At 69.0% G+C, this 13,066-nt stretch carries 12 protein-coding genes; 4 read left to right on the plus strand and 8 right to left on the minus strand.

Going from position 1 to position 13,066, the window contains the following annotated elements:
- Positions 1-118 precede the first annotated feature (118 nt).
- Positions 119-2,401 (minus strand): (Fe-S)-binding protein, encoded by a 2,283-nt coding sequence (locus ACIPEK_RS36255; RefSeq protein WP_402005222.1) that lies wholly within the window; start codon positions 2,399-2,401, stop codon positions 119-121.
- A 102-nt stretch (positions 2,402-2,503) separates the two neighbouring features.
- Entirely contained in the window at positions 2,504-3,169 is a 666-nt protein-coding gene (locus ACIPEK_RS36260) for a sugar transferase (RefSeq protein WP_402005225.1), read from the minus strand.
- 342 nt (positions 3,170-3,511) lie between these two features.
- Here ACIPEK_RS36260 and dnaK point away from each other — a divergent pair, with 342 nt between their 5' ends.
- The 4 genes from dnaK (at position 3,512) to ACIPEK_RS36280 (ending at position 7,729) form a co-directional block, all read left to right on the plus strand.
- Positions 3,512-5,365, plus strand: a complete 1,854-nt coding sequence (gene dnaK / locus ACIPEK_RS36265; protein ID WP_327274346.1) for a molecular chaperone DnaK — start codon at positions 3,512-3,514, stop codon at positions 5,363-5,365.
- On the plus strand, positions 5,362-6,003 hold the full coding sequence (gene grpE / locus ACIPEK_RS36270; RefSeq protein WP_402005228.1) for a nucleotide exchange factor GrpE: 642 nt from the start codon (positions 5,362-5,364) through the stop codon (positions 6,001-6,003). Before dnaK ends, grpE begins: the two co-directional genes overlap by 4 nt.
- Positions 6,004-6,096: 93 nt before the next feature.
- On the plus strand, positions 6,097-7,281 hold the full coding sequence (gene dnaJ / locus ACIPEK_RS36275) for a molecular chaperone DnaJ (protein WP_093899394.1): 1,185 nt from the start codon (positions 6,097-6,099) through the stop codon (positions 7,279-7,281).
- A gap of 1 nt (position 7,282) precedes the next feature.
- Positions 7,283-7,729: a heat shock protein transcriptional repressor HspR gene (locus ACIPEK_RS36280; protein WP_383076966.1), complete on the plus strand. Its 447-nt coding sequence runs from the start codon at positions 7,283-7,285 to the stop codon at positions 7,727-7,729.
- A 133-nt stretch (positions 7,730-7,862) separates the two neighbouring features.
- Here ACIPEK_RS36280 and ACIPEK_RS36285 read toward each other — a convergent pair whose 3' ends face one another.
- Genes ACIPEK_RS36285 through ACIPEK_RS36310 form a run of 6 tightly spaced genes read right to left on the minus strand, consistent with a single transcriptional unit; the run spans position 7,863 to position 13,064 of the window.
- A complete protein-coding gene (locus ACIPEK_RS36285; protein ID WP_402005233.1) occupies positions 7,863-8,117 on the minus strand; it encodes a hypothetical protein in 255 nt (84 codons plus the stop codon).
- Positions 8,118-8,128: 11 nt separating this feature from the next.
- Positions 8,129-8,980 (minus strand): peptidoglycan-binding protein, encoded by an 852-nt coding sequence (locus ACIPEK_RS36290; RefSeq protein WP_402005236.1) that lies wholly within the window; start codon positions 8,978-8,980, stop codon positions 8,129-8,131.
- A gap of 36 nt (positions 8,981-9,016) precedes the next feature.
- Complete coding sequence (locus ACIPEK_RS36295; protein ID WP_402005239.1) at positions 9,017-9,658, minus strand: hypothetical protein; 642 nt, start codon at positions 9,656-9,658, stop codon at positions 9,017-9,019.
- A 52-nt stretch (positions 9,659-9,710) separates the two neighbouring features.
- Positions 9,711-9,863 carry a hypothetical protein gene (locus ACIPEK_RS36300; RefSeq protein ID WP_402005241.1) on the minus strand — a complete coding sequence of 51 codons (153 nt, stop codon included), beginning with the start codon at positions 9,861-9,863 and terminating at the stop codon, positions 9,711-9,713.
- Entirely contained in the window at positions 9,860-12,232 is a 2,373-nt protein-coding gene (locus ACIPEK_RS36305; protein WP_402005244.1) for a hypothetical protein, read from the minus strand. Before ACIPEK_RS36305 ends, ACIPEK_RS36300 begins: the two co-directional genes overlap by 4 nt.
- Positions 12,219-13,064, minus strand: a complete 846-nt coding sequence (locus ACIPEK_RS36310) for a hypothetical protein (RefSeq protein WP_402005247.1) — start codon at positions 13,062-13,064, stop codon at positions 12,219-12,221. The genes ACIPEK_RS36305 and ACIPEK_RS36310 overlap by 14 nt, the downstream gene beginning before the upstream one ends.
- Between the last annotated feature and the right edge of the window lie 2 nt (positions 13,065-13,066).

The raw sequence follows: 13,066 nt of genomic DNA on the forward strand, positions 1-13,066 counted from the left end.
GACATCCCCTAGGGGAACCCTGGGGGGTCGGCCCCATGCGTAGCCGTGCGGGAATACAGAAGCGGCCGGTCCTGCCCCCGAGGCAGGTCCGGCCGCTTCTGTCGCACGACAGCCCTGGCTACTTCACCGGCTCGGGCTCCGGTGCGTCCACCGGCTCCGCCTCGCCGGCCGGGTCGGCCGGGGTCTTCACGGAGTCCAGCAGCAGCTGCGATACGTCGACCACCTGGACCGACTCCTTCGCCTTGCCGTCGTTCTTCTTGCCGTTGACCGAGTCGGTCAGCATGACGAGGCAGAACGGGCAGGCGGTGGAGACGATGTCCGGGTTGAGGGAGAGGGCTTCGTCGACGCGCTCGTTGTTGATGCGCTTGCCGATCCGCTCCTCCATCCACATCCGGGCACCACCGGCACCGCAGCAGAAGCCGCGCTCCTTGTGGCGGTGCATCTCCTCGTTCCTGAGGCCCGGGACCTTCGCGATGATCTCGCGCGGCGGGGTGTAGATCTTGTTGTGACGGCCCAGGTAGCACGGGTCGTGGTACGTGATCAGGCCCTCGACCGGGGTCACCGGGATCAGCTTGCCCTCGTCGATGAGGTGCTGGAGCAGCTGGGTGTGGTGGATGACCTCGTACTCGCCGCCGAGCTGCGGGTACTCGTTCGCGATGGTGTTGAAGCAGTGCGGGCAGGTCGCGACGATCTTCTTCGACGACTTCGGCTTCTTCGTCTCCGGGTCGACCCCGCCGTCCTCGTCGAGGGACTCGCCGAACGCCATGTTCAGCATCGCGACGTTCTCCTGGCCGAGCTGCTGGAACAGCGGCTCGTTGCCCAGGCGGCGGGCCGAGTCACCGGTGCACTTCTCGTCGCCGCCCATGATCGCGAACTTGACGTCCGCGATGTGGAGGAGCTCCGCGAAGGCCTTGGTGGTCTTCTTGGCCCGGTCTTCGAGAGCGCCCGCGCAGCCGACCCAGTACAGGTAGTCGACCTCGGACAGGTCCTCGACGTCCTTGCCGACGATCGGGACCTCGAAGTCGACCTCCTTGGTCCACTCGACGCGCTGCTTCTTGGCGAGCCCCCAGGGGTTGCCCTTCTTCTCCAGGTTCTTGAGCATCGTGCCCGCCTCGGACGGGAACGCGGACTCGATCATCACCTGGTAGCGGCGCATGTCGACGATGTGGTCGATGTGCTCGATGTCGACCGGGCACTGCTCCACGCACGCACCGCAGGTGGTGCAGGACCAGAGCACGTCCGGATCGATGACGCCGTTCTCCTCGGCCGTGCCGATCAGCGGGCGCTCGGCCTCCGCGAGAGCCGCGGCCGGGACGTCCTTCAGCTGCTCCTCGGACGCCTTCTCGTTGCCCTCCATGTCCTTGCCGCCACCGGCCAGCAGATACGGGGCCTTGGCGTGCGCGTGGTCGCGCAGGGACATGATCAGGAGCTTCGGGGAGAGCGGCTTGCCCGTGTTCCAGGCCGGGCACTGCGACTGGCAGCGACCGCACTCCGTACACGTGGAGAAGTCGAGGATGCCCTTCCAGGAGAACTGCTCGACCTGGGAGACACCGAAGACGTCGTCCTCGCCCGGGTCCTCGAAGTCGATCTCCTTGCCGCCCGACGTCATCGGCTGCAGCGCGCCGAGCGCGACCGCGCCGTCCGCGTTCCGCTTGAACCAGATGTTGGGGAAGGCGAGGAAGCGGTGCCAGGCAACACCCATGTTCGTGTTCAGCGAGACCGTGATCATCCAGATCAGCGAGATGCCGATCTTCATCATCGCGGTGAAGTAGATGAGGTTCTGCAGCGTGCCGAGCGCGAGCCCCTTGAACGCGAGGACCAAGGGGTACGAGATGAAGTACGCGGCGTCGTAGCCCTCGACGTGGTGGATCGCGCCCTCAAGGCCGCGCAGGGTCAGGATCGCCAGACCGATGCCGAGGATGACGTACTCGACGAAGTACGCCTGCCAGGCCTTGGAGCCCGCGAAACGGGACTTGCGGCCGGCCCGGGACGGCAGGTTCAGCAGCCGGATGGCGATCAGCACGAGGATGCCGACCGTCGTCATCAGGCCGATGAACTCGGTGTACATCTCGAACGGCAGCCAGTTGCCGATGACCGGCAGGACCCAGTCGGCCTTGAAGAGCTGCCCGTACGCCTGGAGCAGCGTCGGCGGCAGCGTCAGGAAGCCGATGGCGACGAACCAGTGCGCGAAGCCGACGATCCCCCACCGGTTCATCCGGGTATGGCCGAGGAACTCCTTGACCAGGGTGATCGTGCGCTGTTTCGGGTTGTCGGTGCGGCTGCCTGCCGGGACCGGCTGTCCGAGCTTGACGAACCGGTAGATCTGCGCGACGGCTCGGGCGATGAGCGCAACGCCGACCACAGTCAGCACCAGCGACACGATGATCGCGGCGAGTTGCATTTGGGGGCTCCTCGGGCCTGCGAGGGTGGGATCCAGCGTCTACAAGCGAATACTGGCGATTACTAAGCAGTAACTTAATCAGTCTGTGCTGACACTATCCACTTATTCCGCCGCGCTGTAGCCGCACCGGCGGTGATCTGTGTCGCTCAGGTGTGCCTTGCCGTGCCGGGTGAGTCCGCGGATCGCCCTGCGCAGCGGAGCGTGTACGGCTCTCGCCAGGATGGCCAGGTCGAGTCCCACCCAGTGGTGCTCGGCGTAGTGCTGGTCGAGCAGGGCCGGCTCGTCCCACGGCATTCCGGAGCGGGAGCGTACCTGCGCCAGGCCGGTGAGGCCCGGTTTCAGTTCCTGCCGCCAGTGTCTCGCGGCGGCGGTGGTGGCGGTTTCGGGGGTATGGGTTTCGACTCCGGGGGCCCGGGCCCGCTCGTCGTCCGGTGCCAGGGGCTCCGGGCCGACCAGGGAGAGGTCTCCCCGTACGACGTGCGGCAGCCGGGAGAGCAGATCCAGCCGCAGTCGCCGGGTGCGCAGCGAGTGCAGTACGAAGAGGTGGCCGCCCAGGCCGATCCGGGGTGAGCGGGTCAGCACGCCACCGGGGAGCCGCCGCGCCGCGAGGGCGAGGGCGCCCGCGGCGAGCAGGGGGGCGGCCAGGGCCAGCAGGACCGAACCGAGGGTCAGGTCCAGTACGCGCTTGGCCGACGGCCACGCCTGCCTCCATTCCCGTAGCCACTCCCATGACCACTCCCGCGGCTGTGCCCGCATACGGATCGGCACGCGGCCCGGCATATGGATCGGTGCGCGGCCCGGCATGCGGCCCGGCCTCTGCCCCTGCCTCTGTCTCTGCCTCTGCATCGTTCGCACCTGCCTGGGGGTCGGGCGGATCTGGTGCCGGTTTTGCGTGACTCACGGCATTTTGTGACAGAACGATCCCATGACGCGATGATGGGGCGGCCTGCGTGGCCCGCGGGGCGGGCGGGTGTCGCCCTTGATTTCCTTGTGCGCGTGAGGTGCGTGCACGATAGTTGAGTCGGCTGGACTCAACTCTGTTGACACTGGGGCGCCTGTCGTGCATCCTTGAGTCAGTTCCACTCAAGTAGTCAAGCTGGAGGAATTGAAATGGCACGTGCGGTCGGCATCGACCTGGGCACGACTAACTCCGTCGTCAGCGTTCTCGAAGGCGGCGAGCCCACCGTCATCACCAACGCAGAGGGCGCCAGGACCACGCCGTCCGTCGTCGCCTTCGCGAAGAACGGCGAGGTGCTGGTCGGCGAGGTCGCCAAGCGTCAGGCAGTGACCAACGTCGACAGGACCATCCGCTCCGTCAAGCGCCACATGGGCACTGACTGGAAGATCGACCTGGACGGCAAGAGCTTCAACCCGCAGCAGATGAGCGCCTTCATCCTGCAGAAGCTGAAGCGGGACGCCGAGTCGTACCTGGGCGAGAAGGTGACCGACGCGGTCATCACGGTCCCCGCGTACTTCAACGACTCCGAGCGTCAGGCGACGAAGGAGGCCGGCGAGATCGCGGGCCTGAACGTCCTGCGTATCGTCAACGAGCCGACGGCCGCCGCGCTGGCGTACGGGCTCGACAAGGACGACCAGACGATCCTCGTCTTCGACCTCGGTGGCGGCACCTTCGACGTATCGCTGCTGGAGATCGGCGACGGCGTCGTCGAGGTGAAGGCCACCAACGGTGACAACCACCTCGGTGGTGACGACTGGGACCAGCGCGTCGTCGACTACCTGGTGAAGCAGTTCGCCAACGGTCACGGCGTGGACCTGTCCAAGGACAAGATGGCTCTCCAGCGTCTGCGCGAGGCTGCGGAGAAGGCGAAGATCGAGCTCTCGTCCTCGACCGAGACCTCGATCAACCTGCCCTACATCACGGCGTCCGCCGAGGGCCCGCTGCACCTGGACGAGAAGCTCACGCGCTCGCAGTTCCAGCAGCTCACCGCCGACCTCCTGGACCGCTGCAAGAGCCCGTTCCACAACGTCATCAAGGACGCGGGCATCCAGCTCTCCGAGATCGACCACGTCGTTCTCGTCGGTGGCTCCACCCGTATGCCGGCCGTCGCCGAGCTCGTCAAGGAGCTGACCGGTGGCCAGGAGGCCAACAAGGGTGTGAACCCGGACGAGGTCGTCGCCATCGGCGCCTCGCTCCAGGCCGGTGTCCTCAAGGGTGAGGTCAAGGACGTCCTGCTGCTCGACGTCACCCCGCTGTCCCTCGGTATCGAGACCAAGGGCGGCATCATGACGAAGCTCATCGAGCGCAACACCACGATCCCGACCAAGCGCTCCGAGATCTTCACGACGGCCGAGGACAACCAGCCGTCCGTGCAGATCCAGGTCTACCAGGGCGAGCGCGAGATCGCGGCGTACAACAAGAAGCTCGGAATGTTCGAGCTGACCGGCCTGCCGCCGGCCCCGCGTGGCGTCCCGCAGATCGAGGTCGCGTTCGACATCGACGCGAACGGCATCATGCACGTCGCCGCCAAGGACCTCGGCACCGGCAAGGAGCAGAAGATGACCGTCACCGGCGGCTCCTCGCTGCCGAAGGACGAGGTCAACCGGATGCGTGAGGAGGCCGAGCAGTACGCGGAGGAGGACCACCGCCGTCGCGAGGCCGCCGAGTCCCGCAACCAGGGCGAGCAGCTCGTCTACCAGACGGAGAAGTTCCTCAAGGACAACGAGGACAAGGTCCCCGGTGACGTGAAGACGGAGGTGGAGACCGCGCTCACCGAGCTGAAGGAGAAGCTCAAGGGCGAGGACACCGCCGAGATCCGTACCGCCACCGAGAAGGTCGCGGCCGTCTCCCAGAAGCTGGGCCAGGCGATGTACGCCAACGCCCAGGCCGAGGGCGGTCCGCAGGGTGACCCGCAGCCGGGCGCCCAGCAGGCCAAGGCCGACGACGACGTCGTCGACGCCGAGATCGTGGACGACGAGAAGGACGCGAAGGGCGGTGCGGTGTGACCGAGGAGACTCCGGGTTTCGAGGAGAAGCCCGACGTCCCCTCCGGCGCCACCCCTGACGGAGCTGAGCCGAAGGACGCCCCTTCCTCATCCGAGGAGGAGGCGCCCCCGGCCGGGGACGCAGTACAGACAGTCGGTCTGACGGCCCAGCTGGACCAGGTCCGCACCGCGCTCAACGAGCGCACGGGCGACCTCCAGCGGCTCCAGGCCGAATACCAGAACTACCGTCGCCGCGTCGAGCGGGACCGGGCCACGGTCAAGGAGATCGCAGTCGCGGGTCTCCTGTCCGAGCTCCTGCCCGTGCTCGACGACGTCGGCCGGGCCCGTGAGCACGGCGAGCTCGTGGGCGGGTTCAAGTCGGTGGCCGAATCACTGGAGACGGTCGTCGCCAAGCTGGGCCTGCAGCAGTTCGGCAAGGAGGGCGAGCCCTTCGACCCGACGATCCACGAGGCCCTGATGCACTCGTACGCGCCGGATGTCACCGAGACGACCTGCGTGGCGATCCTGCAGCCGGGGTATCGGATCGGCGAGCGCACCATCCGCCCCGCGCGGGTGGCGGTGGCCGAACCGCAGCCGGGCGCGGCAGCCAAGGAAGAGAAGGCAACCGACGAGGAGAGCGGTGGCACCGAGGAGGTCTGACATCCCGTCTGACCACCTCGTGGCCCACCGCCCGGCCATGCGACCGGCCAACGGGCCGGCCGCATGGCCGATCGTCCGGAAGGAGGGACGTCGATGAGCACGAAGGACTTCGTCGAGAAGGACTACTACAAGGTCCTCGGCGTCCCCAAGGACGCCACCGACGCCGAGATCAAGAAGGCGTACCGGAAGCTCGCCCGCGAGTTCCACCCGGACGCCAACAAGGGCGATGACAAGGCGGAGGAGCGCTTCAAGGAGATCTCCGAGGCGAACGACATCCTCGGCGACAGCAAGAAGCGCAAGGAGTACGACGAGGCGCGCGCCCTCTTCGGCAACGGCGGCTTCAGGGCCGGACCCGGAGGCGCCGGGGGCAACTTCAACTTCGACCTGGGCGACCTCTTCGGAGGCACCCAGGGCGGGGGCGCGGGCGGCGGAGCCGGCGGTTTCGGCGGCGGCGGCCTGGGTGATGTCTTCGGCGGCCTGTTCAACCGGGGCGGTACGGGGACACGGGTGCAGCCGCGCCGCGGCCAGGACATCGAGTCCGAGGTGACGCTCAGCTTCATCGAGGCGGTCGAAGGGGCCACGGTCCCGTTGCGGATGTCCAGCCAGGCGCCCTGCAAGGCGTGTTCCGGCACCGGTGACAAGAACGGCACCCCCAGGGTCTGCCCGACCTGTCTCGGCACCGGCCAGGTGTCGCGCGGCACCGGCGGCGGCTTCTCGCTCACCGACCCCTGCGTGGACTGCAAGGGACGGGGCCTCATCGCCCAGGACCCCTGCGATGTCTGCAAGGGCAGCGGACGGGCGAAGTCCTCCCGGACCATGCAGGTCAGGATTCCGGCGGGCGTCTCGGACAGCCAGCGGATCCGGCTGCGCGGCAAGGGCGGCCCGGGCGAGCGCGGTGGACCGGCCGGCGATCTCTACGTCGTGGTCCATGTCGACGCCCACCCGGTCTTCGGCCGCAAGGGCGACAACCTCACGGTCACCGTGCCCGTCGACTTCACGGAGGCGGCGCTCGGCGGCGAGGTGAAGGTGCCCACGCTCGGCGGTCCGCCGGTCACCCTGAAGCTGCCGGCCGGCACCCCCAACGGGCGTACGATGCGTGCCCGCGGCAAGGGCGCCGTACGCAAGGACGGCACCCGGGGCGACCTGCTGGTCACCGTCGAGGTGACGGTGCCCAAGGACCTCAGCACCGAGGCCAGGGACGCGCTGGAGGCCTACCGGAAGGCGACCGCGGGCCACGACCCGCGGGCGGAGCTGTTCCAGGCTGCGAAGGGAGCTTGAGGTGGACGGCCGACGACGCAATCCGTACGAACTGACCGATGAATCACCGGTGTACGTGATCTCGATCGCGGCCCAGCTCTCGGGCCTGCATCCGCAGACGCTGCGCCAGTACGACCGCCTCGGCCTGGTCTCCCCCGACCGTACGGCCGGGCGCGGCAGGCGTTACTCGGCCCGCGACATCGAGCTGCTGCGCACCGTGCAGCAGCTGTCGCAGGACGAGGGCATCAACCTCGCCGGCATCAAGCGCATCATCGAACTGGAGAACCAGGTCGCCGCCCTCCAGCAGCGCGTTGCCGAGCTCTCGGCGGCGGTGGACGGCGCGGCGGTGGCGATGCAGCAGCGTGAGGCCCAGGTGCATGCCTCGTACCGGCGCGATCTGGTGCCGTATCAGGATGTGCAGCAGACGAGTGCGTTGGTGGTCTGGCGGCCGAAGCGGCCGAAGGGCTGAGCGGGTCCGGCGTACCCGCACCGTACGTACGAGGAAAAGGGCCCGTCTCCCGTGAAGCGCACGGGGGACGGGCCCTGACCTTTCCGTATCCTTTCTTTGCAGGGGAGGGCAATCTCCCCGGCGTCCGGGGAGGTCACTTCCCCGAGGACTGCCAGAGCGTGAGAGCCAGCGCGGCGCACGAGGTGACCGCGGCCAGCGAGGGCAGCGGCCAGCGGGCCCTTTCAAGCGTGTCGAGGCGTTCCTCGTGTTCCCCGAGTGCTTTGTCGGTCTGATCGACGCGTTGCAGCAGCAGTGCCAAGTCGCCCCGTGTGGTGGCGAATCCGACGTCGACGGAGCGGTGCAGCCGCTCCAGTTCCAGAGCGATGTTCTCGGCCTCGGACTGCGTCATCGCGGGTCTCCTCACATACAGGGGACGCGCAGCCGGTCCCAGCTGGCGCGTCCCGGGATGCCGTCGGCCGAGCCGCCGCTGTAGCCGAGCCTGCGCTGCCAGGCGGCGTACGAGCGCCGGTCGGCCTCGCCCCACACCGGTCCGGGCCCGACCGCGTACCGTCCGCACCCCTCGGCGACCAGCCGCCTGCCGACCGCGGTCACCAGCGGGCTGTTCCTGCCCGGTGCGAAGAAGGCGGCGCCCGGGAAGGTTTCGTAGCGGGGAGGGGCAGGCTCGGCGGGCAGCGAACCGAGGCGGGCCGCGATCCGGTTCCGCATCGAGGTCATCGAGAACGACGGGTCGATCTTGCGCCGGGTCCACTCCTTGTGGGCGATCAGGCTCCTCGCCGACCAGCCGTGCGCCCGGCACAGTGCGGCGGCCAGGCGTTCGGCGGCGTCGAGCTGAGCGGCGGGGTAGGGGTCACGGCCGTTGCCGAGGTTCTCGATCTCGAAGCCGTAGAAGCGGGCATTCCCGTCCACGGCGTCCGGGCCGGGGTTGGGCAGAGCCGCTTCGGTGCGTACGGCTTCGAGGACGGCTGCCGAGCCACTGCCCGCGTGGTTGGTACGTCCGTATCCGACGAGGTGGACGGTCCCGTCCTTGGCGAGCAGACCGATGCAGAGCGGACCGGGGAGGTCCGGTGTGCCGGCGCGGCAGAGTGCGAGGCTGTCGCGGCCTGCGGTGTGGTGCAGCATGACGCCGTGCACCGGGCCCCAGGGGCCCTTGTGGTTGCGGTTGTGGGTCTGCCAGTCGCCGTGCACGGCGATGCGGACGCCCTCGCTGCGCAGGGCGCGGACGAGGGCGGCGGGGGAGAGGGGTGCGGCCACGGGCGGGCTCCTCGCGTCAGGCCGGCGCGGGCCGGGTCAGGTCAGCGGGGTCACTGTCAGGAAGCGGTAGACGAACGTCGCGGTGTTCGCGGTGGTGGACGACTTGTAGGCGGCGGTCGCGGTGCAGACGGCACCGGCCGCGAGCCCGCTGACCTGGAACTGGGTGGAGGCGGAACTCTGGTTCGTACCGCTGACGATCGCCGCCCGTGTATCGGCCGCGGCCAGGGTCAGCGTGGTGCCGGTACGAATGTTGGCCGACATCAGACCGGACGCCGCGCCGTTGCTGCTGATGCGCGCCCCGAGCTGGACGAGAACGGAACCGGAGGGGGGAGCGGTGAACGTGACAGCGGTGGGGTCGCCGGTCGAGGCCGCCAGCGTTTCCACATAGGTGGCGGAAGCGGTGTTCCCCGTCGTCGAGTTGGCCTTGTGGACAGGGCCGGGCACGACCGGGTGCCACTGGGTTCCGGTGTGGTGGAAGAGCCGGCCGGGGCTCGTGAGCCAGGCCAGCATGCCCGCGACCGGCGCGGTCACCTTGGCGTCACGGGTGGCGGCATCGGCGAAACGCAGCACGGTGCGGCCGTCGACCGCCTCGGCCAGGGACTGCATGTGGAGTGGGACGTTGGCTGTGTCGGTGGCCTGCGGGTAAGGCAGACCCCCGAGGGGGGTGAGCAGGGACATGAGGTTGACCTCCTGGTGGTCGGCAACACTGGTCAGGGCCGCGTGGAGAGCTCTAGCCGTCGAGGGACGGCGGCAGGAATGCCGTCCCGGTGGACTCGTCACCCGCACGTGCGGCGGGGCTGTCGATCGGCACGGGCGCCGTGCCGTCGGCCGGGACCTGACCGCCGCCGGACTCCACGGGCGGTTCGGTGGGCTGCTCGCTCATACCGCACCCACCGGCACACGGAGCAGGGCCCGGTAGTCGGCCTCGCCGGCCCGGAGGTCGGCGAGCGTCCCGTACTGGGCGGTGACCACGGCGTACGTACGCTGTGTGCCGTATGCCGGATCGAGTGCCCCGTCGGGATTCAGCCCGGTGTCCAGAGGGACTCCGTTGTACGAGGTGCCGCGCAGGGTGAGGGTCTGCTGCGGCGCGCTTCCGGCGGTGAACGTGGTGCGTGTGCCCACCACCCATGCCAGGGTGTCGAGCTGCGCGCCCGTGGTGTCCACCACCCTTACGGCATCGCCGAGTTGAATGCGCGGATCGTGCAGCACCTCGACCTCGCCGAGGACGGGTACCGGATAGCGGCCGGCGTTGAGCATGGTCAGTGCCAGGGTGCTTGCCGCGCTTCCGTTCTGCACCCATTCGGAGGCGGCGGCCGTGTACTGCTGCCTGCCGTAGTGTTGCTGGCTCGGCGGACTCCACCAAGCCGCCTGGCGCTGTTTCGGCTCGGCGGTCGCCTTCTGCGAGGTGATGCGTACCGACGGCTTGCCGTCCTTGGTGACCGTCCACACGGGCGCGGTACCGGTGTTGGTGAAGCGCGCGATGTATGTCGGGCCTTCGCGGCGGCAGCTGACCGTGACGACTCCCTTGACCGCTGTGCCACCGGTCGCCAGCGTGCCGAAGCGCACCCGGTGCCAGTCGCTCACCACCGAGTCGTCGAGGACGACGAGTGGCCCGATGTCGAACTCGTCCTCGGCGACGGCGTAGGAGACCTCCACCGAAGTGCCGGGGTCGATCTTCCGTACCACCGTGTCGTCGACCGTGCTCCCCGCGACGCTGCTGATGCCGCCCCAGTCCTGGTACGGCTGCTCGCAGTGGTTGCGGCAGGCGTCGATCTCCTCGCTGACGGTGAGCGAGGAGATGTCCCTGCGGGTGGTGACCGTGAGATCGGGCTGGGTGGGCACCTTGCCGAAGCGGGCGGGACCCCGCCACTGGAAGACACCCTGTTCGTCGAATTCGGCGGTGGACATGCTCGCGCGGGCGATCTCGGTGATCACGTCCCACTGCGATCCCGACACCTTGGGCATGTTGTAGAGCGGCAGCCCGGGATCGTCGAGCACCGCGCCCTTGACCCACGCACCCTTCTGATCCCACACGTCGCGGGGGAAGGCAGGGGTGTCGGTCCAGACCCGGTCGGTCACCTGGAGACATTCCACCGCCATGTCGGTGGTCAGGTCGATGCGGTAGAGCTCGGAGCGCGGTTGGGCGCCCGACGGATCGGAGTACGTGGCGGCGGACCCGGTGAAGTACGAGCCGTCCGGACCCGTCAGGCGCGGCTGTACGGTCGGCAGCGCGGTGGCTCCCGATGCCCTGGTGTCGAAGACGAAACCGAGGTGCCACTTTCCCCGCAGCGCGGCCAGCTTGCTGGACGTCCACTCGAAATACCAGTAGCTGCCACCCTGCGTACCGGAGGTGATCCTGATGGTTCCGGCTGCGATGTCGACGACTCCGCTCAGATAGCCGAAGGCGCCACCGCTGCGGTCGAGCACCGCCTTGATCTCGATCCTGCTGCCTCTGGCCAGGGCGGTGTTGACCCAGCACTCCATCAGGAAGACCTTGCCCGGGACGGTGAACCGGGAACGTGGCATCCAGGAGGCCGTGAGCCCGGCCGCCTTCGGCATCAGCGCCATCTCGAAGGGGGCGCCATCGCGGACCCAGTCGTAGTCGCCGATCAACGGGACGCTCTCGGGCTGTCCGTACGTCGCGTTGACCCCGCCGTGCAGGGAGGCGTACAGCACGGTGAAAGGGTCGGTGTCGAGACTGTCGGCCAGCGGCGCCCGGGGCGGTGGACAGGTGTGGATGCCGCCCTGGCGCAACAGCTCGTCCACGCACCAGACCTCCGAGGCGATGCGCCGGCCGGTCAGGACACCGTGGTACGGACGTGGCAGCGAAGCCGGTCCGCGCAGGCGCTCCGCACCGTCCAGGGCCTGAACGGTGACGGTGTCGCTGCCCGACATCGCGGAACGGGAGCGGACGGTGCCCCGGAAGGCGGGCAGCGTACGGCCGTTGACGCCGGCGGCGTGGACGACGGACTGGCTGGGGCGCACGGCGTCACCGGTCGAGCGGTCGGCCCATGCCGAGTACAGGCGCGGGGCGGCTTCGCCGTCCCGGCCGGCGATCTGGGCCTCGAACTGGGCCGATGCGCTGCCGCTGAAGGCCCGCATGGCTTCCGGGAGGTCGGTGGTGTAGGCGCGCTCGACCTTCCAGGACTGGACCTGCTCCCCGAACTCCTTGCCGCCGAGGCGGGTGGAGTGGACCGGGGTACGTTCCGGCGCGGCGAGAGCCGCGTCGAGCCGGTCGTCAGAGGGCTGCACCTGCCACCTCCACGAGGTCGATGCCGATGTTCCGGTACGGGAGACGGGGTGAGGGGACGTCGGTGCAGCCGGTCACCGCCATGGCCGGGCAGCCCTCGCCGAGTGCCAGCGCCACGGGTGCCTCACCGATGGTCAGGCAGGCGCCGGCCAGTCCGGTCATTCCGGTGGCGCCGGGGCCGCCGACCGGGGTGACGAAGGCGGCGCCCTCGGGAGCCGTACCGGTGACCGTCGAACCGGGCGCGGACTCGGTCGCGAGGTACCCCCCGTCCACGTCCTTCCAGTCCAGCTGGGCCGTGGACAGTCCGGCGATCCAGTCGGGCGGGAGCAGCCAGGAGACCTTCATGCCGGGCATCACGGGCCAGCCGGGCCAGACACTGTGCCGCCAGCCGATCCGGGTGGCGGCGTCCTCGCAGCTCCCCAGCACGACATCGTCGGTGAACGGGCTGATGGTGATCGCCCCTTGCACGGTGAACCAGTGATCGGCGCCGCTGGGGTGGGTGCTCTGAGCGGCGGCCTGATAGGGATCGAGCAGATTGACGGAGGCGGGATCGAGCACGGCGACGGTCCGCCCCGCGTACACATTGCGGCCCAGCATTCCAGGGCCGTTCACGCGCCGCGCGAGCCGCACCAGATGATCGGCGTCGGCGGGCTCCAGCCACTCCCAGGAGAACTTCAGCCTGCGTGCGGTACGGGCGGGCGCGATGGCGGTGATCTGTCCGTCCAGCGACTTGAACTCGGTGACGTTGAGTTCGGCACTGCGATCCCAGCTCCGGGCTGCCTGCGGGATTTCCCGCAGCAGTCCCGGCTTGCCTATCCACAGATTTCTGGCCACGA

The sequence above is a fragment of the Streptomyces sp. NPDC088246 genome (genome assembly GCF_044741025.1).
In the GTDB taxonomy this organism is placed as follows: domain Bacteria; phylum Actinomycetota; class Actinomycetes; order Streptomycetales; family Streptomycetaceae; genus Streptomyces.

What these genes read in the sequence shown, in the direction of transcription:
- dnaK (WP_327274346.1), top strand. Translation starts at nt 3,512, where the DNA reads ATGGCACGTGCGGTCGGCATCGACCTGGGCACGACTAACTCCGTCGTC.
- ACIPEK_RS36285 (WP_402005233.1), bottom strand. Translation starts at nt 8,117, where the DNA reads ATGACGCAGTCCGAGGCCGAGAACATCGCTCTGGAACTGGAGCGGCTG.
- ACIPEK_RS36295 (WP_402005239.1), bottom strand. Translation starts at nt 9,658, where the DNA reads ATGTCCCTGCTCACCCCCCTCGGGGGTCTGCCTTACCCGCAGGCCACC.
- dnaJ (WP_093899394.1), top strand. Translation starts at nt 6,097, where the DNA reads ATGAGCACGAAGGACTTCGTCGAGAAGGACTACTACAAGGTCCTCGGC.
- ACIPEK_RS36255 (WP_402005222.1), bottom strand. Translation starts at nt 2,401, where the DNA reads ATGCAACTCGCCGCGATCATCGTGTCGCTGGTGCTGACTGTGGTCGGC.
- ACIPEK_RS36300 (WP_402005241.1), bottom strand. Translation starts at nt 9,863, where the DNA reads ATGAGCGAGCAGCCCACCGAACCGCCCGTGGAGTCCGGCGGCGGTCAG.